Here is a 22666-nt window from a genome sequence, read left to right on the forward strand (position 1 = left end):
CCATGTCTCCCCTATACTTTTTCTCTTTTATTTTTACCGAACAGTCCCTGCGGCAAGAAAATCAAAATCAAGATAAGTACGACGAAAGCCACGCCATCGCGCCATAATGAGTAACCGGCTGCACTGACCAAAGCTTCGATCACTCCAAGCAGCAGACCGCCGACCATCGCTCCCGGAATGATGCCGATGCCGCCCAAGACGGCTGCAACAAATGCTTTAAGTCCAGGAAGGACACCCATCAACGGTTCGATTTTAATATAGTAGATTCCAAAAATGACACCAGCCGCCCCTGCCAGGGCCGAACCTATGGCGAACGTAGCTGAAATCGTATTATTCACATTGATTCCCATCAGCTTTGCCGCTTCGGAATCGAATGAAACGGCGCGCATCGCTTTGCCGATTTTGGTTTTATGGACAACGAATTGTAGGATGATCATTAATATGATGGAAACAGATAAGATCAATATCGATTGACTGCTGATGGAAACTCCAAATATATCGAGTTTATCCATCGGAAGGACATTATTTGGATAGGCTTCCGGCTGGGCGCCCCGGATGTAAATCAGCCCATTTTCTATCAGAAGGGAAACACCGATGGCCGTTATCAAGGCCGCAATCCGTGTTGCATTACGAAGGGGTTTATAAGCAATGCGTTCGATTAAAACGCCAAAGATGGCACATGTGACCATCGAAAGCAATAAAGCCGGGATGAAGGATAAGTCCATTACGGTAATGGCGTAAAACCCTACAAATGAACCGACCATGAATACGTCGCCATGGGCGAAGTTTATGAGCTTGACGATTCCATATACCATCGTATAACCAAGAGCGATCAAAGCATAAATGCTTCCGAGTGAAATGCCATTTACCAATTGCTGAATCAGTTCCATATTGCACTCTCCCCGTTAAGGTGTTTTTTAAGTGAATATAGAATAGGGGGAACTTGCCCCCTATCCACGTAAGGTATTATGGATTGATTTTTGTCTTGAACGTTTGTTTGCCATCTACATATTCCAGGATGGTCGCCGATTTGATCGGATCATGATTTTCATCAAGGTTCAGTGTTCCGGAAACTAATTGTAGATCTTTGACATCTTCCAATGCTTGTCTGATTTTTTCGGGAGAAGCATCTCCAGATCTCTTGATGGCATCGGCCAGGTAGTACCCAGTGTCATAGCCAAGTGCGGCAAAGGCATCCGGTGTTTTATCGTATTCCTTTTCGAAGGCTGCAACGAAGTCCTGTATTTTGGCATCTTCATCTTCCGGGGAATAGTGATTCGTGATATACGTATTTTTTAAAGCATCCGCTCCGGCAATTTCAACGACCTTCGGGGAATCCCAGCCGTCCCCGCCCATGAATGGAAGGTCTATGCCGTCTTCACGTGCCTGTTTTAAGATCAATCCGACTTCTTCATAATAACCAGGAAGGAAAACGAACTCCGGTTTTGCGGATTTGATACGTGTCAATGTAGAGCGGAAATCAGTATCTTTCGTTACATATGCTTCTTCCGCCACGATTTTACCGCCTTTTGCAGTGAACGCTTCTTTAAAAGCTGCGGCCAGTCCTTTAGAATAATCACTTGCGCTATCCACATAGATCGCAGCCGTCTTTGCCCCTATTTCGTCAGATGCGAAATTGGCTGCCACCGTACCTTGGAATGGATCGATAAAGCAAGTTCTGAACACATAATCATTTAATTTTCCAGCTTTGTTGGTAATGTCGGGATTTGTTGCAGTTGGTGTGAGTAGAGGAACTTGATTATCCTGTGCGACTTGAACCTGTGCCAATGTATTCGTGCTTGTCGCAGATCCGACTACAGCCACAACCTTGTCCTGGCTGACTAACTTGATCGAACCGCTTGTAGCTTCTGCTGCATCTGATTTATTATCAACCTTAACGATTTCCAGTTTTTTACCGTTGATGCCCTCTTTATTAATCTCATCGATGGCAAGTTTCAAACCATCTGCAGCCGATTGGCCGAATGATGCCGTACCTCCGGACAATTCAAGGTTGGCCCCAATTTTGATCGTGTCACCCGATTTTGATGAACCCCCGCCTGAACTGCTAGTTTTCGAGTCGCCGCTACATCCTGCCAGCGCCCCTGCAACCAATGAAAGTGATAGAAACACTCCTGCTAGCTTTTTCTTCTTCATTTGAAACCCCCTTGTTTTGTGTGTTCTTTTAAATGAATAGAATATCTGAATAAAAATAATATTCTGAAAATAGTTTATCTCATTCTTTCGACCCCGTCTATATGATATGGATAAAAAAGTTATTAAAAGGGAATATCTACTATTCGGCACAAAAAAACTGACCCTTTATAGAGTCAGTTGTTTTTTATCAATCGTTTACACGGCGAACTTCGATGTCTTTCAATATATCATTGATCACCCAGCTTGCTGCAATTAAACCCGCAACGGATGGTACGAAAGCATTCGAGGACGGAGGCATTTGGGCTTTACGGATTTTTGCCTCATCATTGCCGACTTCTTTTCGGACATCCTCACGAATGACAATAGGGCTCTCGTCGGAGAAAACAACGGGAATTCCCTTTGTTATGCCCTCTTTACGCAATCTAGTACGAATGACCTTGGCAAGCGGATCGGTATGCGTTTTGGAGATATCGGCAATTTGAAAACGTGTCGGGTCCATCTTATTAGCGGCCCCCATGCTTGAAATCACCTTGATATTCCGTTTCAGGCATTCCTTCATCACATGCATCTTATAAATGACCGTATCCGATGCATCAATGACATAGTCCAGGCCATAACTGAAGAATTCTTCAAACGTCTCTTCTGTATAGAACATTTTAAGAGAAATCACTTCGCAGTCGGGATTGATGTCTTGAATGCGATTTTTCATCAATTCCGCTTTCGGTTGACCGACTGTTGATAATAGAGCATGGATCTGCCTGTTTACATTCGTGATGTCGACATCGTCTTTATCCACAAGAATAATACGGCCTACCCCGGTACGTGCCAATGCTTCGGCTGAAAATGAACCAACGCCTCCAACACCCAGGACAGCAACGGTCGTATTTTTCAGAATATCGATTCCTTCCTTGCCAATTGCCAATTCATTTCGTGAAAACTGATGCAGCATATATATTCAACTCCAATAAATTCTGTTCTTATTTAGTTTCCCAATTAACAATATATCATAAACATCATTAATGACAAGCTAAATATGAGCAGTCTAATCGGAATTGGTGCACTAGGTCATTTTTGATAATTTTTGAATGACGGTTGCCAATAGGAGGGTCCTTTCCGTCAGGCTTGGAATTTCCAAATACTCCTCTTCACTATGTGCATTTCCCCCAATGGGCCCGAGTCCATCCACTGTCGCGATTCCCAAATCAGACGTGATGGAAGCATCCGAACCTCCGCCTGTGGCCGTATCCGTGATTTCGATGCCGATTTCCTTCCCAGCCTGACGGATCGTCTCTAAAAGCAAGTTCGTTTTCTCATTCTTTTCCATCGGAGACCGGTCCATTTTCCCGCTTAACGTCGTTTTCGTTCCTGAAATATAGGTTTCAGCACAGATTTTTTTCAGTTGCTTGAGGATGATGCCTTCCTGCCTTTTTTCCGAAATCCGCACATCCACAAAAGCAGCAGCATGGGAAGCGATCGTATTCACAGCGGAACCTCCTTCGATCATGCCGACATTGACGCTGATTCCTTTCTGTTGATCATTCAAGCGGTGTAAGGCGATGATCTTATGGGCCAATTCTTCAATGGCACTTCGTCCCTTTTCGGGCTCGATCCCTGAATGGGCGGCCACCCCGACGATATCCACTTTAAACTGACCGCAGCCCCTTCTTGCCGTGACAAGCGAACCATCCGTCCTAGCCGGTTCAAGAATTAATGCGAACTTCTTATTGGCCGCTTTTTCCGATATGAGTGAAGCGGAGGACGGAGACCCGATCTCCTCATCACTATTAAGAATGATCTGGATATGCTTATAGCCTGTCTGCCCCGTCTGCTTCAAGCAAAGGATCGCATAAAAAAGCTCAACCAAACTGGATTTCATATCCGCTACACCAGGACCGTATGCCCGACTTCCTTTCACTTTAAAAGGACGTTTTTGCGCTGTGCCTTCCGGAAAAACCGTATCCATATGGGCGACGACCAGAATATGCGGTTGATGCGCATCACGATGCTGGATGACCAGCTGATTGCCATAATTCTGCTGCTCAACGGTATTCACAATAAAATCAAGACTTTCAAATTTCGTTTTTAAAATCGAACCAATTTCATCAATACCCTTTTTCGTATGAGAACCACTATCTATATTCACTAGCCGCTCCACTAACTGAAGCATTTCCATCCTCTTTGCATACAATAAATCCTTCAAAGCCCTCACTACTTTCTATCCTTGGCTGACTATCGCTCAACCTTACTATAATTTACGAATCTAGATTGCGGAATGTTACTTAAATGAGAATATTTGAAGTTTATTCGATGGTTTTATTGAGTATTTTCGTTAGCTTGGGGTATTTACTCGTGAGTTTGGCGTGTTTACTCGTGAGTTTGGGCTATTTACTCGTGAATTTGGCGTGTTTACTCGTGAGTTCACACGATTTACTCGTGAATTAATCCATCAAGTCTATAAACTCTATTTTTAAATTGCCCCGAATAAGGCAATTCCAGTGCAGAGAGCATCCTTTGCATGATATCAATTGAATCGATTTGTAAAAAGAGCCGTGCTTGTTTATTTGTTATATTGGGTTTTATGAGGAGAGCAAAATCACGAAGAGTTTGAATGTGGGCATCTTTCGCGGCGTAAGAACATTGACTGCATGACCATTTGCCCCAGTGATATTGCATATGGGGAGCAGAGCATTCAGGACATTGAACGCTTTTGAGCAGATCTTGCTCATCGATTTGATACAATTCGAGTATATCAGGATTATGCGGAGTGTTTCTATGCAGAATCGTGTTCGAAAGTCTATTTCTCTGCCTTTGGGTTAATTGCTCAGAAGGATACTTTTCTTCAAGGGTGTGAATTTTGGTTAACAGGGTTTCTTTTCCCGTGATTTTTTTGAAAATGGGGGCAAAACCTGGGGTAGTCCTGATGATGGTATTCGAGTTTGCATTGGCAATGAGCGTTTCAATCGGCAGCGAGGGGAATTTGTGAAAAGTAAGCCAATCATTTAATCGGGATTTTTGCACGTCAACCTGGATTAGCGGATCCAGATAGGCCTGTTCCTGTCCATCTTTTGTCCGAATCAATTGGGGATAGGTGCGGTCAAAATAGAGCGTTCCCGCAAAATTTTTCACTTCAATGATGATACAGTAATTCCGGGTGAATATGAGGAAATCCATTTGAAAATAACGGCTCCCATCGGGGCTTAATCTTAAATCATGAAATACACAATATTCTTTCGGAAGATTCTTCAGCTCTTTTCCGATACTCCGCTCCCCATTATATCCTGTACGGATTTTCTGGAAGTCGTTTCTGATTCTTTCCTGTTTTGGATGATTTGCTGGGAGCCTCCTGCTCAATGCCTCCAGTTTGCGCATTTTCATAGGCATTTCACACGGTTTTAGCATCCATACATCAACTCCTTCTCCTTTAGCTTCTATGTAAATGCCCTTTTTTCCTGCCAGGATCTGAAATCAGACGTTTCACCGTGAATTTGCTCTGTTTAATTCATGCGATTTATAGCTTACTCGTGAATTCGCATCATTTACTCGTGATTTTGCTTTTTACTCGTGAATTTACGCAGTTTACTCGTGAGTTTCCACCATTTACTCGTGAGTTTCCGCCATTTACTCGTGAATTCGCACCATTTACTCGTGAGTTTCCACCATTTACTCGTAAATTTACGCCATTTACTCGTAAATTTACGCAGTTTACTCGTGAATTTGCACTATTTACTCGTGAGTTTCCACCATTTACTCGTCAATTCGCGCCATTTACTCGTGAGTTTCCACCATTTACTCGTGAATTTACGTTTTACTCGTGAATTCGCGACATTATCTCATGAGATTGTACTATTTACTCGTAGATTCGCGAGATTTACTCGTGAATTTGCACCATTTACTCGTGAGTTTCTACCATTTACTCGTGAATTCGCGCCGTTTACTCGTGAGTTTCCGCCATTTACTCGTAAATTTCCACCATTTACTCGTAAATTTCCACCATTTACTCGTGAGTTTCCACCATTTACTCGTGAATTCGCGCCGTTGCCTCGTGAATTCGAGCACTATTTTAACGCACAAAAAAACCCATGCTGTTTAACATGAGTTGCTTTGTAAGGTGTAAGAGTCCCAATTGTGCCGTTTACGCCTTTGTTTTGAACCCGCTCTCCGCAGGTGGGTGCTCGGTTCCTCGCGTTTGTAAGTCCTCTTCGAGGGAGGCTTTTACGCGGCCAGGAAACTAGTGCTCCCGGTAACTATAAGTGTTCGGTCAAAACTTATAGGTTAAAGAACGAACACATCAGGACTCTTACTTATTGAAGACATCATATCATAATGCTTAACTCTGTTTCAAGAAAAAACACCTAGGTATTTTTTCATATTTTTTCCAAAAAAATTATTTTTTAAGTGCTGCAAGTCTTAGGTTCAGTTCGGCCAATTGCTTGTCACTTACAGTACTCGGTGCGTCAACGAGCAGGTCGCTTGCGCTTGCTGTTTTCGGGAACGCGATGGTGTCGCGAAGGTTCGTGCGGCCTGCGAGCAGCATGACCATGCGGTCCAAGCCAAGAGCGATCCCCCCGTGTGGCGGTGTTCCGTATTCGAATGCATCCATTAGGAAGCCGAATTGTGCGTTTGCTTCTTCTTCGGAGAATCCAAGTACTTTGAACATTTTTTCCTGAACGTCGCGTTCGAATATCCGCAGTGATCCGCCGCCAAGTTCGTAGCCGTTCAAGACAAGGTCATATGCTTGTGCACGTACGCTTGCTGGGTCTGATTCCAGTTTGTCCATGTCTTCACGGAATGGCATTGTGAATGGATGGTGTGCTGCATAGTAACGTCCTTCTTCTTCGTCATATTCAAATAGTGGCCAGTCCGTCACCCATAGGAAGTTGAATTTGCTTTGATCGATCAAGCCTCTTTCTTTACCAAGCTTGTTGCGAAGTGCTCCAAGTGCATCGGCTACGATGCCTTTCTTATCCGCTACGAATAAGATTAAATCCCCAACTTCAGCTTCCAATGCAGATACTAATTGCTCTTGATCTTCTGCGAAGAATTTGGCGATCGGCCCTTTTACGCCGTCTTCTTCAACTTTCAGCCATGCAAGGCCTTTTGCACCGTAAATCGCTGCAAATTCAGCCAATGCATCGATATCTTTACGGGAATAGTCCGCATTTCCGTCCTTAACGACGATCGCCTTAACTTGTCCGCCGTTTGCAACAGCGCCGGTGAACACTTTGAAATCACTGTCTTTAACGATTTCGGAAACATCTTTAAGTTCCATTCCGAAACGTGTATCCGGTTTGTCGGAACCGTAACGGCTCATCGCTTCATTGTAGGTCATTCTAGGGAATGGCAGTGTTACGTCCAATCCTTTTACGTCTTTCATCACTTTAGCCATCATGTTTTCAGCGGTGTTAATGATATCTTCTTGGCTCATGAAGCTTGTTTCAATATCGATTTGCGTGAATTCAGGCTGTCTGTCAGCACGTAAGTCTTCATCACGGAAACAGCGGGCAATTTGATAATAACGTTCGAATCCGGATACCATCAATAGCTGCTTGAAGATTTGCGGTGACTGCGGAAGTGCATAGAACTCACCTTCGTGTACACGGCTAGGCACTAAATAATCACGTGCTCCTTCAGGTGTACTTTTCGTTAAGATAGGTGTTTCGATATCAAGGAAGCCTTCACCGTCCAAGTAGTCACGGATCGCTTTTGTTGTTTGGTTACGCATTTTCAGCGTTTCGAACATCGCTGGACGACGAAGGTCCAAATAACGATATTTCAAGCGGATGTCTTCTGATACATCCGTTCTTTCATCAATGATGAATGGAGGGGTCTTTGCTTCGTTTAAAATTGTAACGTTTTCAGCTTGGACTTCGACCGTTCCTGTTGTTACGTTCGGATTGAAGTTGGCTTCATCACGTTTGATGACTGTCCCTTGGATATCAAGGACGTATTCATTACGGATCTTTTCGGCTGTGGCCAGCGCGTCTGCCGAGATGTCCGGATTGAAAACGACTTGGACGACTCCGCTTCTGTCACGAAGGTCGATAAAGATGACCCCGCCCAAATCCCGGCGTTTTTGTACCCATCCCTTTAATGTTACTTTTTCACCAATAGCTGCTTCTGTCACTTCACCATTGAAGTATGTTCTGCCAAACATGGTATTTCCCCCTTAAGCCTGTAGCTTTTTGAATTGTTCAACGAATGTAGCAAGTTCCACTTGGACTTGTTCACCGGTTTCCATGAACTTCACATTGATTTTATTATTTGCCAATTCATCATCCCCGAGTGTCGCCACATATCTTGCTTCGAGGCGGTCGGCTGATTTGAATTGTGCTTTCACTTTACGGTCTTGATAGTCTTTTTCGACGGTGAAACCGGCATTCCGCAATTGATGGGCAAGTTTGACGGTATAATCCTTGGCTGTTTCACCTAATGAGACAAGATAGCAGTCAATTCCCTTTTTGATCGGAAGCTCGATGTTTTCTGCTTGGAGGGCAGCAATCAGGCGTTCAATGCTTAGTGCAAAGCCGATTCCCGGTGTTTCCGGTCCGCCAAGTTCTTCAGACAGCCCGTTATAACGGCCGCCTCCGCAAAGGGTAGTGATGGCGCCAAAGCCTTCTGCATCACTCATGATTTCAAATGCGGTATGATTATAGTAATCCAAGCCCCGCACCAGGGTCGGATCTTCGACGAAATCGATTTCCAAATCGGTTAAGTGCTGTTTCACCTTTTCGAAATAGATACGGGATTCATCATTTAAATATTCAATGATGGAAGGAGCAGTGTTCATCAATTCGTGATCGTGATCCTTTTTGCAATCCAGGATACGCAAAGGATTTTTTTCGAGACGGTTTTGGCAATCGCCGCAAAACTCGCCGATGCGCGGTTCGAAATGCTTGATTAACGCATTTCGATGCGCTGTCCGGCTTTCCTTATCACCAAGGCTGTTGATCACAAGTTTCAGCTTTTTCAAACCAAGTTCCTTGTAAAGGTTCATCGCAAGTGACAGAACCTCTGCATCGATTCCTGGATCCTTACTTCCTAAAGCTTCGATGCCGAATTGAACGAACTGGCGGAACCGGCCTGCTTGCGGACGTTCGTAGCGGAACATCGGCCCGATATAATAAAGCTTGACCGGTTGATTGGCCCACCCGAACATTTTGTTCTCGATATATGACCGTACAACCGATGCAGTGCCTTCCGGACGAAGGGTTAAGTTCCTTTCACCGCGATCTTGAAATGAATACATTTCTTTTTGTACGATATCGGTTGTATCCCCTACACCGCGTAAAAATAATTCCGTATGCTCAAAAATCGGTGTGCGGATTTCTTTATATTGGTAACGGTGACAAATCTCACGCGCCGTGTTCTCGATATACTGCCAAACTTCCGTTTGACCAGGCAATAAATCCTGGGTACCTCTAGGAATCTGAATAGACATGTGTGTTTCCTCCTTTAAAGCAAGACGCCCTTTCTGATACGGCGCTATACTGATTTTTTCCAAACAAAAAACTCCCGCCCCTTGTAACTTATCCGTTACAAGGGACGAGAGTTTGGATATCCCGTGGTGCCACCCTAGTTGAAGCACAAAAAAAGTGCCCCCGCTCAAGAACAGTTAACGCCTGTTTTACGTCCATCTCCTATTAAGTAAATCCGTTCGGAGTGAAGCCTACGGAGGGTTCTTTCATTAAGTCATCATGTGGAATGCTTTCAGCCTCGGCATTTCCTCTCTTTTCATGTGTTTCTTAATTACTCTTCTCCATCATTGGTTATTGCAGTAATAAGTCTGATATTTTATAATCATACGGACGTTAACATCAAATGTCAAGGCAGTCTGAGGATTTTGTCGCATTTTATTGGTTCAAACGTTTTTTCAAATTTTTGATCGTCCGGACATTGACCCCGAATTCGGATGCCAATTCAACAAGGTTCGCGCTTTGTTCCTTTTGAATGAAATCGTGAAAATCGACACCCAGTACTTGATTGCCTCCGCTTAAGCTCGTTTGATCTTTTTCGCTGAATTTCATGTGGTTCCCTCCTAGAGTTATATAAGCTCTATTCTTTCCTAAAAAAAATGTTTTTTGCACAGGGAAGAGGGAAATTTTCATTGAACGAGAATACATACATATAGACATTAAAAGGGAGAGACAACTTATGAAGAAGAAATCGGGTTTATTCGGCCTGACACTGATGCTGATATTCTCAGCGATTTTCCCCATCAATCACGCTTTTGGAAAAGATGAAGGGGAAAATATCGTGACGACCCAAGTGGTCAATGTCCGTGAGGGTGCAGGCCTCAGTTTCCCTATCGTAAAAAAACTGGAAAAAGGGGAATCGTATCCCATTCTGAATGAAGATGGCGACTGGATCGAAATCCGGATCGGCGCCGGCAAAACGGGATGGGTTGCCAATTGGTTAGTGGAGAAACAAACGGGATCTGATACCAATCAGGTCAAAAAAGAAGCGGGACAAGGCGTGATAACTGGCAGCTCCGTCCGTGTCCGTACAGGTCCCGGCACTACATTTCAAACGGTTGGATCCTTAAGTAAAGGAACGGCTGTTGACATCATTGAGAAGAACGAAAATTGGATTAAGGTCAACACGGCTGATATCGAAGGCTGGGTCTCTTCTGACTACTTGAAGCTTCCCGAAGCATCAGGAAATGCAGCGAAGAAAGATTCAACCAAGGAAAAAGAAACGAATCAATCCGTAAAAACCGGTGTAACTTTGGTGGATCGGCTCAATGTCCGTTCGGAACCATCGACAAGCAGTGCCTCGCTCGGAAAGCTGAATGCAAATACGTCAGTGACCGTTTACAGGGTTGAAAATGAATGGGCTGAAATTGATTTCCAAGGAGTCCGCGGTTGGGTTGCTGAACCTTACATACAAGTAAGCGAAAATAAAGATGATATGAAAAATGCTACGGCAGGCGCCACTGCAAGGGTGACCGCTACGGGTTTAAATGTCAGGAAAGAAGCCTCTCTCTCAAGCAAGGTCATCGGTTCGGTGAACAAGGATGAGACTTACGCCGTGCTGCAAACAAAGGGAAATATGACACAGATAAAGCTCTCCGGTTCAAAAAAGGGCTGGGTCGTGAGTTGGTACCTTGAAAAAGAGAATGTTGAACAAGCGGCGAAGGAAAAAAAGGTTGATGTAAAAGGAAACAAGATTACCATCATTCATGATGGTACGATCCTTAGAAGCGAGCCTGATGGCAACTCAGAGATTGTCGAGCAGGCCAATGCAGGTGAATCGTTCTCCGCATCAGGTATGGAAGGCGACTGGTATTCCATTAAACTTAAGGGCGGAAAAACAGCTTATGTGGCCGGATGGATCGTGACCGTCGAAGGGAATCCCAAGCAGATCCAACGGCCTGGCGTCGAGAAATACTTAAAGGATAAAACCATTGTGATCGATCCCGGCCATGGCGGCAGGGATAGCGGTACAATCGGCGCCGGTGGAACACTTGAGAAAAACCTGACGACTAGAACGGCAGAATTGCTGCGGGACAAACTTCAGGCGGCAGGAGCTAAAGTGATCCTGACCAGAAGCGGAAATACCTATGTTCCACTCCCTTCCCGGGTCAGCACTTCACATATACATAACGCGGATGCTTTCATCAGCCTCCATTATGATAGCACCAAGGACCAGATCACCAGCGGGATAACAACATACTACTATCATGACTATCAGCGTGCATTGGCGGCTACACTGGCCAATTCACTCGGTTCTACCATGCAGGTGCCCAACCGTGGATCACGTTACGGGAATTTTCATGTCATCCGTGAAAATAAACGGGTAGCTACACTCATTGAACTAGGTTATTTGAGTAATCCAGTGGAAGAATTGACGTTAACATCGAATGAATATCAAGAAAAAATCACATCGGCCATCTATAATGGGTTGGCGCGGTACTTTAAATAAAGAGCAGAAAAGCCAGCTTCGCATCGAAGCTGGCTTTTCTGCCCTTACCCCAACAAAAAAACCTGCCGCAGCAGGTCATTTCTTGCTTTCAAGTATTAGTGTAACGGGACCGTCATTAGTAAGCTGAACATCCATCATGGCACCGAATTGACCTGTTTCCGTATGGATGCCCCTTTTGCGGAGTTCCTCGTTGAATGCTTCATATAATTCATTCGCCTCTTCAGGACGGGCGGCGTCCATGAAGTTGGGTCGACGGCCTTTACGGCAATCGCCGTATAAGGTGAATTGTGAAACTGATAAAATCGAACCTCCCACATCCAATAGTGAATGGTTCATCTTTTCATTTTCATCTTCAAATATTCTTAGATTGACAATCTTATCGGCCAAATAGGCGGCGTCATCGATGGTATCCCCATGTGTTATACCAACCAACAGGACGAGCCCGCTGTCGATTTGCCCGATTATTTGGTCTGCGACAACGACTTTTGCCGCTTTGGAACGTTGTAAAACAACACGCATGGCACTAAAAACCCCTTAGTTCATTATCCTTCTGACGGAATAAACATCCGAAATTTGTTTAATACGGTCGACGACCTTTTGTAAATGGGCAATGTTATGAATATAGATCGACATGTGAATGGTCGCCACCTTATTCCTGTCGGATTTACCCGAGACCGCTGAAATGTTGGTCTTGGTTTCATTGACGGCTTGCAGCACTTCGTTTAATAAGCCGCGACGGTCATAGCCGCTGATTTCAATTTCAACGATGTATTCCTTGCGTTCGTTGATCGTACTTTCCCATTCAACCGGTACGAGGCGATGATCGGCATCCCCGCTATCCAGGTTCGGGCAATCTTGTCTATGAACTGAAACTCCACGGCCTTTGGTTATATAACCAACGATTTCGTCCCCTGGTACTGGGTTGCAACAGCGTGATAAACGGATAAGCAGGTTATCAATCCCTGGTACCTGTACGCCTGAGTCACGTTTTTTAGATGTATTGGAGAAGGTTTTCAGATCGGCTACCGCTTCAGAAATATCCGCTTCTTGCTCGACCATTTTCTGCTTACGCCATTTTTCGGTAAGGCGGTTCGCTACTTGAAGGGCTGTTATTCCGTTATATCCGACTGCTGCATACATATCCTCTTCATTCAGGAAGTTGAATTTATCCGCAACACGCCTGATATTCTCGGCAGCCAGGATTTCCTTCAGGTCGAACTCCATATCCTTGATTTCCTTTTCAACAAGCTCTTTGCCTTTTTCGATATTTTCTTCCCGGCGCTGCTTCTTGAAAAATTGGCGGATTTTATTTTTCGCTTGAGATGTTTGCGTTAGCTTAAGCCAATCCTGACTTGGGCCATATGAATGCTTCGATGTTAAGATTTCTATGATGTCGCCAGTTTTCAGTTTATAATCCAGCGGTACCATTTTCCCGTTCACTTTGGCACCAATCGTTTTATTTCCGATTTCCGAGTGAATCCGGTAAGCGAAATCAATCGGGTTGGATCCTGATGGCAGTTCGATGACATCGCCTTTTGGAGTGAAAATGAATACCATATCAGAAAAAAGATCTATTTTAAGGGATTCCATGAATTCCTCGGCATTAGTCGCATCATCCTGGAATTCAAGAATTTCCCGGAACCATGTCAATTTTTCTTCCAGTGAAGGCTGTTCCCCGACATCTTTTCCCTCTTTATAAGCCCAGTGCGCAGCAACCCCGAACTCGGCAATGCGATGCATATCGGAAGTACGGATCTGCACTTCCAGCGGATCGCCTTTCGGTCCGATCACCGTCGTATGAAGTGATTGATACATATTCGGCTTCGGCATCGCGATATAGTCTTTGAATCGGCCAGGCATCGGCTTCCAGCATGTATGGATGATCCCTAAAACGGCATAGCAATCTTTTATGCTGTTGACGACGATCCGAACTGCAAGCAAATCATAAATTTCGCTGAACTGTTTATTCTGCAAAGCCATTTTGCGATAAATGCTGTATATATGTTTCGGCCTGCCGGATAGGTCAGCCTTAATGTTGACATCCTCAACGTTTTTACGCACTTCATCAATGACTTCTTCCAGATAGTTTTCACGTTCTGCACGCTTTTTCTTCATCAGGTTGACGATTCGGTAATACTGCTGAGGATTCAAATACCTTAGTGCAGTATCCTCCAGTTCCCATTTAATCGTGCTGATACCAAGACGATGGGCAAGCGGTGCGAAGATTTCCAACGTCTCGTTCGATATCCTTCTCTGCTTTTCCTGCGGAAGATGCTTCAATGTCCGCATATTATGCAGTCTGTCCGCAAGCTTGATCAAGATGACCCGTATATCCTGGGCCATCGCCACGAACATTTTCCGATGGTTTTCCGCCTGTTGCTCCTGCTGTGATTTGTATTTGATTTTCCCTAACTTGGTCACGCCATCCACAAGCATGGCGACTTCAGGACTGAAATTTTCTTCAATATCCTTTAAAGTGATCTCCGTGTCTTCAACAACATCATGTAAAAAACCTGCCGCAATGGTTGCAGGGTCCATTTCAAGATCAGCCAGAATGCCCGCCACTTGAATCGGATGAATAATATACGGCTCTCCCGATTTACGGAATTGTTCTCGGTGAGCATACTCTGCATACTTAAACGCTCTATGGATAAATTCAGCTTCTTCCGGCTGAAGATATAAGCTGGCCCGTTCCACAACCTGCTCGGCAGTCAATATTTGATCATTAGCCATTTAATCACCTTAACCCCACTTTAACTGCCACCGGATATGATCCGGATTGAGTATGATTGGTAGCACTTCCCTTTATTCTGCAAAACGTGACAATTTTTGCGAAAAAAAATAAATCCGCTTAAACGGATAAAAGTGCAAATAAACTTATTAGCAGAAAAACTCTTTATTATTACTATTATCGAAAAAAAAGGCAAGGATGTAAAGAGTTAAACGTGTATTTTATGAATAATAGTGAATTTTTTCACTGGAAATTCGACAAAATCCAGCTAAAATGAGTAAAAACGGAAAAAGAGCACCCTGGTCAGGGTGCTCTCGTTTATTAAAAGCTCATTAATGTCAAGACATCATAGCCGTCCAATTTATCTTTACCATCCAAGTCGGTCAATTCAATAAGGAATGCAATCCCGGCTACGATTCCGCCAAGCTGTTCAACCAATTTGATCGTCGCTTCGATTGTTCCCCCGGTAGCAAGCAAATCATCCGTGATCAGGATACGCTGTCCCGGTTTAATGGCATCTTTATGGATTGTCAGTACATCCTTGCCATATTCCAATCCATATTCGACTTTTATCGTTTCACGTGGAAGTTTTCCTTCTTTTCTCACTGGCGCAAAGCCCACTTCCAATGAGTATGCGACTGGACATCCGATAATGAATCCGCGTGCTTCAGGCCCTACCACCAAGTCGATATTTTTATCGCGTGCGTACTCGACGATTTGGTCTGTTGCGTATTTATAAGCTGCACCGTTATCCATTAATGTTGTAATATCTTTGAAGACAATACCCGGTTTTGGCCAGTCTTGCACAATTGTTACATATTGCTTTAAATCCATTGCTTTGTTTCCTCCTCAAGGTCTGTTGCCTCATGAACTAAATAATGATTGAACCAATCGAATAATTGCTGATAGGAAGAATAAACAAGCTCTTGTTCAAGCTCAAATTGCTCTTTCTTTCTTGTATACGATTCAGATTCACTGAGATCGCGTTTTTTCGCATTGGTTGTTAGCATAATTAACCCATTCTCTATTGTAACAAAATCAAGCTCAAAAAACACCTTAGAAATGAAATCCACGGTATCTCTCGACCAGCCGCGATATTTGGCCAGGTCATCACCGTATCTCTTCACGTCGAGCGGACCCTTTTTGGCAAGGAAGGCATAGAACCATTTAAAATGATCCCTTGTTGGCATCGTACTCAAGAAATGGTCCTGTTCATGGGAAAAGTGAGCGTAGATACGCGAAGGGTTCTTATTGGCAATCACCCGTTTCAAATATTCCCTGGAAGGAGGCATGTCCATTAATGCCAAATGACCTTCAAAGCAGTCGAGCTGCTCTGCATCCAGTTCATTCTTGATATGGACAAGATCTGGATGGTTTTCCAAAAATGGGTATCTGGGATAAATATCTTCCGAGAAAATGACGATCTTCCGGTTTTGTACAGGAATGTCGGCAAGCCACTTCTCTGCCTGTCCCTTGCCGCGGTAATCGAATAACTGCCAATGGTTTACCGAGACATCCTGGACAAAGATCTGGGGCTTTTTCATATTATTCCACTCATTGATGGAAAGCTCACCAATGACCGAGACTTCAGCGTGCGGAGCTATTTCATCGACAAAATGACCGAGACCGAAGCCCACTCCGTCAAGTTTGTGTTTTTCACCATCTTCCAGCTGGACCTTCAAGTGATTTTGGTTGGCACCAATTTTGCGGACACTTGAAAGCTGGACGGAATCTATCAAAATCTTCGGCTTCGGATTCGTAACCCCAAATGGCGCCAGCAAGCTCATTTCCTGAATCGTTTGAATGGAAACTTCAGCTAACGTCGTTGCCCCGTCCAAGTTTGTAATGGGTATGAAGTCCTCTTCGTTCAGTTGTTCCTTCGCAATCAAGTTCATGCGGTCCCTGAGTTCCTGAACATCTTCAATTTTCAATGTCATTCCAGCGGCCATCGGATGTCCACCGAAATGAGGCAGCATTTCACGGCAGGCGGAAAGACTTTGAAATAGATCGAAACCGGCGATGCTCCGAGCAGAACCTTTAGCTAATCCCTTTTCCCGGTCATAGCTCAATACAATCGCGGGCCGGTAAAAGCGTTCAACTAGTTTAGAGGCCACAATCCCCACAACTCCGGCGTTCCAGCCTTCCCTGCCGATGATGAGCACACCATTGGACTCAGGCGGGAAGTTTTCCTCGACTTCAGCAATCGCTTCTTTGGCCATTTCAGCAACCATTTCCTGTCGCTCTTTATTGATATCATTGATTTCATGGGCGAGTTCCGTCGCTTCTTCCAGACTTTGTGACATCAATAAATCGACAGCGGGATCGGCATCTCCAAGGCGCCCGACAGCATTGATCCGCGGTGCCATCGCAAAGCCGATCGATTCTTCATTCAATGCTTCCTGCTGAACATTCGCCACTTTCATTAAGGCAACAAGTCCCGGGCGGCGCGTCAAACGTAACTGCTCGATGCCTTTCGCAGCAATGACGCGGTTTTCCCCTTGTAAAGGCACTAAATCCGCTATCGTGCCGATTGCCGCTATCTCAAGCAAATCCTCAGGCAATTCCCCAAGCAAGGCGTGTGCCAGCTTAAATGCGACCCCTACTCCGGCTAGCTCTTTAAATGGATAGGAACTGTCCTCAAGTTTAGGATGGATGATTGCCAAGGCCTCAGGCAGTTCCGGTCCCGGTTCATGGTGGTCGGTCAAAATATAATCCATGCCGAGCTCGCCGGCAAGTTTCGCTTCATCGACTGCAGAAATTCCGGTATCGACGGTTATTAATACCTTCACCCCTTGGTCGGCTGCAAGGCGGAATGCCATCGGATTCGGACCATATCCTTCTGTAAACCGATTCGGGATATAAAAGTCAACATCGGCCCCCAATCTCGTCAGCGCCGTCATCATCACTGTGGTCGATGTCACGCCATCCGCATCATAATCACCGAATATACGTATTTTTTCTCCATTTTGAATCGCTTCTCGTATTCTATATACTGCTTTATCCATATCCTTCAATAAAAATGGATCATGAAAAGTTTGATTTTTTACAAATAAAAAGGATCGGGCACTTTCAATCGTATCCAGGCCTCGATTCACAAGCAGGGCTGCAACCAAAGGTGTGATATGAAGCTCTTCAGCTAGTACAGCAACTTTGTTTTCATCGGCAGTCCGTAAGTTCCACCGGGTTTTTGGCTTTAACATTTATTCACCCCTCAACTTACTCATTATACAAAACGAATATACCAGTTTCAATTTTATTTTAAACTCATAATTGGCTGTAATTCCCTGTTCGACCCTAACAAAAAGAAGGCTGGCATCATGCCAGCCCCCTCTCACTTATTAAACTTGTCCTTCAAGACTTTGTTTCTTTTCTTTCGCTGTATTCAGCGGACCTTTCTTCTTCAATTCCCTGATTTTCAAATCAAGCCAGAATTGGGAAGCGATCAATAGCGATGAATACACGCCGCATATTAAACCGATAAACAGGGCAATGGAGAAGTTACGGATAGCTTCACTGCCGAAGATCATCAACGCGATGACCGTGATGAGAACGGTCAGAACCGTGTTAATGGACCTCGTCAAAGTTTGCCTGATACTGATGTTCACTATGTTCTCAAGTTCTTCGGCGGTTTTGATTTTACGGCTGAAGCGCAGGTTTTCACGAATACGGTCAAAGGTTACGATCGTATCATTGATCGAATAACCGACGATCGTCAGAACCGCAGCAATGAAGGTGATATCCACTTCGAGCCGGAGCAAGCTAAAAATCGTGATGATGAAGAAGGCATCATGTATGAGCGCGACCACGGCAGGTACGGCCATTCGCCATTCAAATCGTATCGATACATACAATATGATTCCGATTGATGCGATCGCTAACGCATACATGGCATTTTTCGCAAGCTCTTTTCCTACAGTCGGTGATACGGTGCTGACATTCGGTTCCGCTCCGTAATCCTTCTTGAAATGGTCCTTCAATTCAGCGATTTCCTGTTTATCGAGGACACCGACTGTCCGAACGACAGCATTTTTATTGTCTTTACCAGCGAGCCTGACATCCTTGATATCATCCGCATCGATACCGACCTTTTCCATTTCGGTTTTGACTTGCTGAGTCGTCAGGACGTCTTTGGACGCAACCTCGATCCGGGTACCGCTCGTGAAATCAATCCCAAGATTCAATCTGAAGACGAGCAGGAAGATGATCCCGATAATGGTGACACCGATTGAAAGGCCATAAAAAACTTTCCGATGTTTGACGAAATCGATTTTATCAAAGCGTGTTGGCAATGACATCAAATCCATTTTCTCGGATAAATCGTGAATGTATTTCTTCTTCACGCCAAACCACGATGCACGCTTGTCCAGGAACCCGCTATTCACCCACAGGCTCATGAAGAGACGTGTACCATAGACGGCTGTAATGAAACTCATTAAAATCGAAATGATCAAAGTGGTGGCAAACCCTTTAACCGAGCTTGTTCCATAATAGAATAGAACAGCCGCAGCCAGCAGGGTCGTTAAGTTGGCATCCGTGATGGTGGCAAGTGAATTCTTGGTACCTTCTTTATAAGCCGCTTTAACAGATCTGCCAAGTTTCAATTCATCCCTGATTCGCTCATAGGTTATGATATTGGCATCGACAGCCATCCCGACCCCGAGTACCAATGCGGCAATACCAGGCAGCGTAAGGACCGCATTCATCCAATCAAACACTAATAGCGTCAAGAAAAGGTATATGCTTAATGTGACGACCGCAATGAATCCCGGGAAGCGGTAATACACAAGCATGAAGATAAAAACAAGTGCAATTCCGATGATTCCTGCAAAAATAGTATCATTCAGTGCACCTGCACCGAATTGGGCACCTACAGAAGTGGAATACTTTTCTTTTAAATCTACAGGCAAAGCACCGGCATTAAGAAGGGCTGCAAGCTCTTTCGCTTCTTCCACCGTGAATTGACCGGTAATATACACCTTCTTCGTATTGAAAACTTCACTGACAGCCGGAGCGGATATCATATTGTCCTGTGAAGCTGTATTCTTAATGGAATCTTTTCCTTCCTCGAAATCCAACCAGATTGCAAGTACATTAGTCGGACTTTGCATCGAGGATATTTTTTGAGTGATGTCCTTAAATTTATTCACATCTTTCAATGTGACTTCGACAACCGGTTTATTGTCTTGGAACGTTTGTTTCGCGCCGCCTTCTTTAAGGTCGGCACCGGTCATCATTTCCTTATCGTTGTAGTCACGGAAAGATAATTTAGCTTGTGTCGAGAGGATTTCGCGAGCGTTGTTTTGGTCTTTGACCCCAGCCAATTGAACGCGGATCCGGTCTTTCCCTTCGATTTGAATGTTAGGTTCGCTAACGCCCAAAACATTGACACGCCGCTCAAGTGAGCTTACTGTAGCCCGTAAAACATCCGGGGTGATCTTTTCCCCAGACAGCGGTTTTACTTCATATAACACTTCAAAACCGCCTTGAAGATCAAGACCCAGCTTGATATCCTTTAGGATTCCTTTTGAAGTCGTCCCCATCGCTGCGAAAATCAATAGTGCGATTAGAAAAAACGCAACGATCCTGCTTCTTTTTACCATTATGTAGTAGGCCCCTTTCTATAATACGCCTGTTCCTGAAGTTAAAAACACTGTCATTTTTAGTTTATATGGTAACTGCATACCCTTTGCTTCTTGAGAAAAACGACACAGCTTCCCTGCTTTTTCCAAAAAAAAGCATAACCATATCTATTATGAGTCATATACAAACAGCTGTCAATTTAAGTATATCTTTGCGTCATTCTTTAAAAAGTTCCTTCAGTTCCTCTTCAGAAAGCGGCTCCAATAGGTTTGGTGATTTATATGCTTCAACCATTTGGAAGGTCATGAACTGGTTGCTCGAAAATGTTACGATATCTGCGACAAGTTCATGAATGTGAATGTTTTCCTGCGGACGCTTCCATTTATTTTTGGTTAAGGTTCCCCAAATGTCTTCCTCCGTCACGGCATTCAATCCGACCATTTGGAATTCCTCACGCTTGCTCTTCAAAAATGGGCGTACCTTTAGATAATACCTTTGATAGGGATGATTCTTTTTTGCCATCACTTTGCCTCCAGTAAAAATGATTCTCATATAAATGCGCATTTTCTTAGAAGGGTTTCGATCATTTGTTAGAACGCAAACAAACACTTTTGTCATGCTTTGTCCAAGTACAAGCATATAGATAATTGTATAGCATAACCGCTTTTTTGAGAAGGCAGGGAGGGAGTTCAATGTCCAAATTTTTAAAAGGGACGCTGATTTTATTAATCGCAAGCCTGATTACAAGGGTTCTTGGTTTCATTAACCGCATTGTCATCGCCCGCTTCATCGGCGAAGAAGGCGTTGGTTTATATATGATGGCATTACCGACCCTCTTTCTCGTCGTGAACATAACCCAGTTAGGCCTGCCAATCGCCATTTCGAAATACGTGGCTGAGGCCAATGCCAGAGGTGATGAGCGGAAAATCAAGAAAATCCTTGTCGTCTCTTTGGCCTGCACCATTACTCTATCGATGATTTTCACTCCTGCGATGCTGCTTTTCGCGCCGGTTCTCTCAGATTACCTATTCACTGATAAACGGACGCTATGGCCGCTCATGGCGATTGCCCCTATCGTACCGATCATCGCCGTCTCATCCGTACTGCGCGGTTATTTCCAAGGCAAGCAAAATATGAAGCCCTTCGCTTTCTCGCAAGTTATCGAACAGGTGGCCAGAATCACTTTCATAGCCGTCCTGACGAAGGCCTTTTTGCCATATGGAATTGAATATGCAGCAGCCGGTGCCATGTTCGCATCGATTATCGGGGAACTTGTATCTCTCTTCTACTTATTGACAAGCTTTAAAATAAAGAAACATTTTAAGTTCAGAAAGGGTTTCTTCAAGAATGTCAAATCGGGAAAAGGAACGTTCACGGAATTGATGGGGATCGCCCTTCCTTCTACCGGAAGCAGGATGATCGGATCGGTTTCGTGGTTTTTCGAACCGATAGTGGTCGCCCAAAGTTTGGCAATCGCCGGAGTCACCGCAACCGCAGCCACCAGTCAATACGGGGAGCTGACAGGGTACGCACTGCCTTTACTCATGCTTCCATCTTTCGTTACATCATCATTGGCGACGGCACTTGTCCCGGCAGTGAGTGAAGCCCGGACGACCGGAAACTTTTTACTCGTTGAACACAGGCTTCAGCAGGCCCTGAAAATCACCTTTATCACAGGCTGTTTAGCTATCGTCATTCTGTTCATCTTTGCCGAACCGATTTTACAAGTCATGTATGGCTCTTCGCATGCTGCTGTTTTCATTAAATTCCTGGCACCTTTTTTCATCCTTTATTACTTTCAATATCCGCTGCAATCCATGCTGCAAGCACTGGATCTTGCAAAGGCCGCAATGTTCAACAGCCTGGCCGGAAACATCCTTAAAATCGGTGTGATCTGGCTGCTGGCGTCAAAGGAGAGTTTCGGGATCATGGGTGCCGCAATCGGGATCGCCGTCGGTACGATGCTCGTTACCTTCCTGCATTTTTCAACCGTGCTGAAGGTCGTTCCTTTCACGCTCCATTTCCGCAGCTATATATCAGCTTTGGTCCTTGCTTTAATTTCAGGATGGGGCGGTTATTATCTTTATCAATTCCCGCTTTCCTCACTGCCACTTGGCACAAGGCTCATGTTTTCCGTGACGGTCGTCATCCTGCTGTTCACATTTTTCCTGCTCATGACCGGCAGCATAAAAAAGGCGGATCTGATCAGGATTCCTGTAGTGGGCGGCTTTTTATCAAAATTCGCTTGGAAATGAAATGAACCGAAGCATTAAAAGGCTT

At 44.5% G+C, this 22666-nt stretch carries 16 protein-coding genes, 1 other RNA gene and 1 other annotated feature; of the genes, 2 read left to right on the forward strand and 15 right to left on the reverse strand.

Annotated elements, in window-relative coordinates:
• Window positions 1-11: 11 nt before the first annotated feature.
• From QNH43_RS19075 to QNH43_RS19115, 9 genes are all read right to left on the reverse strand, one after another.
• Window positions 12-890 (reverse strand): branched-chain amino acid ABC transporter permease, encoded by an 879-nt coding sequence (locus tag QNH43_RS19075; RefSeq protein WP_076365032.1) that lies wholly within the window; start codon window positions 888-890, stop codon window positions 12-14.
• 76 nt (window positions 891-966) lie between these two features.
• Window positions 967-2154 (reverse strand): ABC transporter substrate-binding protein, encoded by a 1188-nt coding sequence (locus tag QNH43_RS19080; RefSeq protein ID WP_283915275.1) that lies wholly within the window; start codon window positions 2152-2154, stop codon window positions 967-969.
• A 187-nt stretch (window positions 2155-2341) separates the two neighbouring features.
• Complete coding sequence (locus tag QNH43_RS19085) at window positions 2342-3103, reverse strand: tRNA threonylcarbamoyladenosine dehydratase (protein WP_230155021.1); 762 nt, start codon at window positions 3101-3103, stop codon at window positions 2342-2344.
• A gap of 111 nt (window positions 3104-3214) precedes the next feature.
• A complete protein-coding gene (locus QNH43_RS19090; protein ID WP_283915276.1) occupies window positions 3215-4321 on the reverse strand; it encodes a M20 family metallopeptidase in 1107 nt (368 codons plus the stop codon).
• Between the two features lie 260 nt (window positions 4322-4581).
• A complete protein-coding gene (locus QNH43_RS19095) occupies window positions 4582-5553 on the reverse strand; it encodes an NERD domain-containing protein (RefSeq protein WP_283915277.1) in 972 nt (323 codons plus the stop codon).
• Between the two features lie 713 nt (window positions 5554-6266).
• Window positions 6267-6452, reverse strand: a non-coding RNA gene (ssrS, locus tag QNH43_RS19100) — 6S RNA.
• 86 nt (window positions 6453-6538) lie between these two features.
• Window positions 6539-8308: an aspartate--tRNA ligase gene (gene aspS / locus QNH43_RS19105; RefSeq protein WP_283897626.1), complete on the reverse strand. Its 1770-nt coding sequence runs from the start codon at window positions 8306-8308 to the stop codon at window positions 6539-6541.
• A 12-nt stretch (window positions 8309-8320) separates the two neighbouring features.
• The gene (hisS, locus tag QNH43_RS19110) at window positions 8321-9592 is read right to left on the reverse strand and encodes a histidine--tRNA ligase (RefSeq protein WP_283915278.1); all 1272 of its coding nucleotides are present in this window, start codon (window positions 9590-9592) and stop codon (window positions 8321-8323) included.
• A 97-nt stretch (window positions 9593-9689) separates the two neighbouring features.
• Window positions 9690-9926 (reverse strand) — a binding site (T-box leader).
• 78 nt (window positions 9927-10004) lie between these two features.
• Complete coding sequence (locus QNH43_RS19115) at window positions 10005-10178, reverse strand: hypothetical protein (RefSeq protein ID WP_034308777.1); 174 nt, start codon at window positions 10176-10178, stop codon at window positions 10005-10007.
• Window positions 10179-10305: 127 nt separating this feature from the next.
• Between QNH43_RS19115 and QNH43_RS19120 the strand changes: the two genes are divergently transcribed.
• Window positions 10306-12075, forward strand: coding sequence for an N-acetylmuramoyl-L-alanine amidase family protein (locus QNH43_RS19120; protein ID WP_283915279.1), 1770 nt, complete (start codon window positions 10306-10308; stop codon window positions 12073-12075).
• A gap of 75 nt (window positions 12076-12150) precedes the next feature.
• Here QNH43_RS19120 and dtd read toward each other — a convergent pair whose 3' ends face one another.
• The 6 genes from dtd to QNH43_RS19150 all read right to left on the reverse strand — a co-directional run bounded on the left by dtd (window position 12151) and on the right by QNH43_RS19150 (window position 20908).
• Window positions 12151-12594, reverse strand: coding sequence for a D-aminoacyl-tRNA deacylase (gene dtd, locus QNH43_RS19125; protein ID WP_076365018.1), 444 nt, complete (start codon window positions 12592-12594; stop codon window positions 12151-12153).
• Window positions 12595-12609: 15 nt separating this feature from the next.
• Entirely contained in the window at window positions 12610-14808 is a 2199-nt protein-coding gene (locus tag QNH43_RS19130; RefSeq protein ID WP_283915280.1) for a RelA/SpoT family protein, read from the reverse strand.
• 319 nt (window positions 14809-15127) lie between these two features.
• Window positions 15128-15640, reverse strand: a complete 513-nt coding sequence (locus tag QNH43_RS19135; RefSeq protein ID WP_061464220.1) for an adenine phosphoribosyltransferase — start codon at window positions 15638-15640, stop codon at window positions 15128-15130.
• A complete protein-coding gene (recJ, locus tag QNH43_RS19140) occupies window positions 15631-18006 on the reverse strand; it encodes a single-stranded-DNA-specific exonuclease RecJ (protein ID WP_283915281.1) in 2376 nt (791 codons plus the stop codon). Before recJ ends, QNH43_RS19135 begins: the two co-directional genes overlap by 10 nt.
• Before the next feature lie 138 nt (window positions 18007-18144).
• Window positions 18145-20406 carry a protein translocase subunit SecDF gene (gene secDF / locus QNH43_RS19145; RefSeq protein ID WP_283915282.1) on the reverse strand — a complete coding sequence of 754 codons (2262 nt, stop codon included), beginning with the start codon at window positions 20404-20406 and terminating at the stop codon, window positions 18145-18147.
• Between the two features lie 196 nt (window positions 20407-20602).
• A complete protein-coding gene (locus QNH43_RS19150) occupies window positions 20603-20908 on the reverse strand; it encodes a post-transcriptional regulator (RefSeq protein ID WP_283915283.1) in 306 nt (101 codons plus the stop codon).
• A gap of 170 nt (window positions 20909-21078) precedes the next feature.
• Between QNH43_RS19150 and spoVB the strand changes: the two genes are divergently transcribed.
• Window positions 21079-22641 (forward strand): stage V sporulation protein B, encoded by a 1563-nt coding sequence (gene spoVB / locus QNH43_RS19155; RefSeq protein ID WP_283915284.1) that lies wholly within the window; start codon window positions 21079-21081, stop codon window positions 22639-22641.
• The last annotated feature ends 25 nt before the right edge of the window (window positions 22642-22666 follow it).

Origin of the sequence: Peribacillus simplex (genome assembly GCF_030123325.1) — a bacterium.
Classification (GTDB): domain Bacteria; phylum Bacillota; class Bacilli; order Bacillales; family DSM-1321; genus Peribacillus; species Peribacillus simplex_D.

What these genes read in the sequence shown, in the direction of transcription:
- QNH43_RS19075 (WP_076365032.1), bottom strand. Translation starts at nt 890, where the DNA reads ATGGAACTGATTCAGCAATTGGTAAATGGCATTTCACTCGGAAGCATT.
- QNH43_RS19080 (WP_283915275.1), bottom strand. Translation starts at nt 2,154, where the DNA reads ATGAAGAAGAAAAAGCTAGCAGGAGTGTTTCTATCACTTTCATTGGTT.
- QNH43_RS19085 (WP_230155021.1), bottom strand. Translation starts at nt 3,103, where the DNA reads ATGCTGCATCAGTTTTCACGAAATGAATTGGCAATTGGCAAGGAAGGA.
- QNH43_RS19090 (WP_283915276.1), bottom strand. Translation starts at nt 4,321, where the DNA reads ATGCTTCAGTTAGTGGAGCGGCTAGTGAATATAGATAGTGGTTCTCAT.
- QNH43_RS19095 (WP_283915277.1), bottom strand. Translation starts at nt 5,553, where the DNA reads ATGCTAAAACCGTGTGAAATGCCTATGAAAATGCGCAAACTGGAGGCA.
- aspS (WP_283897626.1), bottom strand. Translation starts at nt 8,308, where the DNA reads ATGTTTGGCAGAACATACTTCAATGGTGAAGTGACAGAAGCAGCTATT.
- hisS (WP_283915278.1), bottom strand. Translation starts at nt 9,592, where the DNA reads ATGTCTATTCAGATTCCTAGAGGTACCCAGGATTTATTGCCTGGTCAA.
- QNH43_RS19115 (WP_034308777.1), bottom strand. Translation starts at nt 10,178, where the DNA reads ATGAAATTCAGCGAAAAAGATCAAACGAGCTTAAGCGGAGGCAATCAA.
- QNH43_RS19120 (WP_283915279.1), top strand. Translation starts at nt 10,306, where the DNA reads ATGAAGAAGAAATCGGGTTTATTCGGCCTGACACTGATGCTGATATTC.
- dtd (WP_076365018.1), bottom strand. Translation starts at nt 12,594, where the DNA reads ATGCGTGTTGTTTTACAACGTTCCAAAGCGGCAAAAGTCGTTGTCGCA.
- QNH43_RS19130 (WP_283915280.1), bottom strand. Translation starts at nt 14,808, where the DNA reads ATGGCTAATGATCAAATATTGACTGCCGAGCAGGTTGTGGAACGGGCC.
- QNH43_RS19135 (WP_061464220.1), bottom strand. Translation starts at nt 15,640, where the DNA reads ATGGATTTAAAGCAATATGTAACAATTGTGCAAGACTGGCCAAAACCG.
- recJ (WP_283915281.1), bottom strand. Translation starts at nt 18,006, where the DNA reads ATGTTAAAGCCAAAAACCCGGTGGAACTTACGGACTGCCGATGAAAAC.
- secDF (WP_283915282.1), bottom strand. Translation starts at nt 20,406, where the DNA reads ATGGTAAAAAGAAGCAGGATCGTTGCGTTTTTTCTAATCGCACTATTG.
- QNH43_RS19150 (WP_283915283.1), bottom strand. Translation starts at nt 20,908, where the DNA reads ATGGCAAAAAAGAATCATCCCTATCAAAGGTATTATCTAAAGGTACGC.
- spoVB (WP_283915284.1), top strand. Translation starts at nt 21,079, where the DNA reads ATGTCCAAATTTTTAAAAGGGACGCTGATTTTATTAATCGCAAGCCTG.